This is a genomic window from Bartonella sp. CB10SXKL (assembly GCF_042195515.1).
Lineage (GTDB): Bacteria > Pseudomonadota > Alphaproteobacteria > Rhizobiales > Rhizobiaceae > Bartonella.
This window is the reverse complement of the sequence record NZ_JBHION010000042.1, coordinates 1-3,356: the sequence shown is the minus strand read 5'-3', so window position 1 is coordinate 3,356 and position 3,356 is coordinate 1. Positions and strand designations below refer to the sequence as shown.

Annotated in this window: 2 protein-coding genes; both read left to right on the top strand. The window is 47.6% G+C overall.

Annotated elements, in window-relative coordinates:
* A partial coding sequence (locus tag ACFIK3_RS09070) for a ShlB/FhaC/HecB family hemolysin secretion/activation protein (RefSeq protein ID WP_375676589.1) occupies positions 1-528 on the top strand: 528 nt, incomplete at its 5' end.
* Between the two features lie 90 nt (positions 529-618).
* On the top strand, positions 619-3,356 hold a 2,738-nt coding region (locus ACFIK3_RS09065), incomplete at its 3' end, for a filamentous hemagglutinin N-terminal domain-containing protein (RefSeq protein ID WP_375676588.1).

Here is a 3,356-nt window from a genome sequence, read left to right as displayed (position 1 = left end):
GATAAAGAGCAAGAGAATGCAACAAAAAATTCACCCAAAGGGCAATTTTCCAAATTGTCTTTTTCTCTAGGCTACGTGCGTCCTTTTTCGCTCAAACAGTATAACTTTCGCTATAACACACTGTTTTCAGGACAATTATCACCCGACACGTTGTTTAGTTCAGAGCAAATATCGCTTGGTGGTAGTTCCTCTGTGCGCGGGGTGCGTGAGGCGATTTATTACGGCAATAATGGGGTGTTTTGGCGCAATGAATTGTCGCTGTTGTTGCCAGGTTTTTCGTCGAGAATGGGGCGTAAATTTATAAGCCAATTTTCCCCTTATATGGCGCTTGATCTGGGGGCTGTAGCCAATGATGCAAACAAAAACAGTTTTGGCGGGAGCCTCGTTGGGGCAACTCTTGGTTTCCATGCAACCGGAGACATTACGGATATTGATGTATCTTATTCGAATATTTTAACCCAATCGACAGTGCGAGAAAAGGGAAATTCGACAGGGTTATTTCAAGTACGGGCATTATTGAGATTTTAGAGCAAAGGGGCGGTAAAAATATCGCTGCGCTGTTTACATCCCTTTGGGTTGTTTTTTTTAAGAGATAAAGAATTTTATGAGGAGCTGAAGATGCGGGGATTGAAAAATCAAAAGCATAGATTGGGATATGGATACAAGCTATGGCAGCGCGTTCTTTGTGTTTTGCAGCGAGGGATCCATAAGGGGCTTTCACTTGTTTTAAGTTTTTGCTTAGCTTTTCAGCCTTTGTTGTTGCAAGCACAAGCGCTTGGAGCGCGAAGTCCTGTTGCACAAGAGAGCCAAGGGATAAAAGCAGCTGATGGGGTTGGCTCTGTTTTCCGCCCCACGGTGGGGAAAGCCGGCAATGATGTGCCGCTGATTGATATTGTTCGCCCCAATGGACAAGGTCTTTCTCATAACAAATATGACAGTTTCAATGTTGATACCCATGGCGTGATTTTGAACAATTCGACTGAGGAGGTTTCGCGTTCACAGCTTGGGGGATTGGTGCCAGGCAACGGCAATTTGCGTTATAGCGGTGCAGCAAAGGTTATCCTCAATGAAGTGGTGAGTGCCAATCGCTCGCGTCTTGAAGGCGTGAGCGAAGTACACGGGCATATGGCGGATGTTATTATCGCCAACCCCAATGGGATTACCTGTAACGGTTGTGGCTTTATTAATACACCACGGGTGACGTTATCGACCGGACAACCGATCATTGGAGCCGATGGCGCTTTGAGTGGGTTGCGTGTTGAGGGTGGTGATATCACCATAGGCTCTCGTGGGGCTGATGGGAGTGCATTAGATATTTTTGATCTTGTTTCGCGCAAGATCAGTATCGGGGGTCCCATACAGGTCAAAGGAGATTTGGCTGTTATTGCTGGTCACAATCATTTTGATTATGACAAACGCGAAGCAACTTCTCTTGGTTCTGATGGCAAAGAGCCAGAATTGGCGATTGATTCCAGTGAGTTTGGTGGAATGTATGCGGGGCAGATCCGCGTGATTGCCAATGATAAAGGCGCCGGCGTTAAGATGCGAGGAGACATGGTTGCCAATGCAGGCGCCATGAGATTGACAAGTGATGGCAAGCTGGTGATTGCCAAAGCACGTGCCAAAGGAGCAGTAAAAGCGCGTTCCCACCACGATAGTGTGCATGTGAAAGATCTTCTTTTTTCAGAAGAAGCGGTTGAACTTAAGGCTTTGAAACATGTTGAATTGGCTGAGCAAGCTCGCGTTGCGGCAAGCGGTGCTGTTGATGTGCATGCCGATCTGATCAAACTCCAGTCCCATGCTCTTCTAGCAAGCGGTATTGGGAGTGATGGTCAACAGTCAGCGACGGGTTCTTTGCATTTACAGGCAGCAAAGCTTGAGGCGGGGAATGGGCGGATAGCCGCCGGTGATCTTTTAGAGATCCAAGCAGCAACAATTGATCTAAGCCGCATGCAAGACAATGATCAAACAGGGGTTTCTTCCCTTGGCGATCTGACCATTAAAACCAATCAAATCACCGCTTTAAACAACCATATTGGTGCCAAGGGGAATATTGTCTTGAGCGCCGATGATGCGCTCACTGTAGGCGCTGGACATTATAGCGCCGGCGGCTCTCTTTTGGTGGAAGCAGCAGAGCTTACATCACGCGCGCGCTTAGTGGCAGAGCAAAAAATTGACCTTTATGCGCATCACGGTGCCCTGATCCAAGAAGGCACTGTCTGGTCTAATGGGGAGATAACGCTGGATGCCCATGGTGCCCTCAATCATACGGGTGATATTGTCAGTATGCAGCAGGTTGCCTTGACAGCGGGTGGCATGCTCACAACCGGTCAAGAGAGCACGATTTTAAGTTATGATGTGGTTTTAAGTGCTGATGCTTTAACCCAAGCAGGGACTGTGGAAGCCCAAGAGGGAGCATTAACCCTTCAAGTGCGTGATGGGGTCGCAAATAGCGGCACAATGCGCGGTGAGAGTGTCGATGCTCATATTGGTGCATTTACCAATCAAGGGACGTTTATTGCAACCGATGATTTGCATTTGATGGTAAGCGCACAAGAAGGCGCCGATCCGCAACAAGCCTTTCTGAAGAATACATCCGAAGGGGTCCTTCAAAGTGGTGGTGTTTTTGTTGTGATCGCAGGGCAATTAGACAATGCCGGTGTGCTTGGCTCCAGTGGTGAGAATGTTGCCCTTAATGTGGCAGGAAATGTCAGCAATAGTGGGCTGATTTACGCCAAAAAATCTATGGATCTATTCAGTGATGGTAATCTGAGCAATACACAGGGCAGAATTATTGCTGAAGAGGCTCTCAGCATTGGTGGGCTGAAAGAGATACGTGCTGGTCATATAAACAATGAGGCTGGTCTTCTCAGTGCTTTAGCCGGTGAGATGAAGATTGTTGCAACGTCTTTTGTCAATAAAAGCGCTGAAACGACAAATTCAGACCAACAAAACGCTACACATGATGAAGGTGCGCATGTTTTAGCGCGGGATGGTTTGCGCATTGATGTGGGCAGTTTTGAGAATGTTGATGGTCTCATTTCTACGCAAGGGGCAGTTAATATTGTTGCTGATAGTGTGATCCAAGCAGGGCACATAGAGATTGAGCGTGGTGACCTTCAACTGACCAGCCACGGTGATTTAAGCAATAGTGGCACAATAGAAAGCAATGATACCATTGCTTTGCATGCGCAAACAAATCTCAGCCAAACGGGGCGCATTGTTTCTAAAAAACAGGTGGAGCTTTCCAGTGATGGCATATTAACAATAGGTGAGACAAGTGAGGTTGGCGCCTATGATGTAACGCTGAAGGCAGGCACACTCACCCAGGCTGGGCTTGTGGAAGCGCAAGGCGG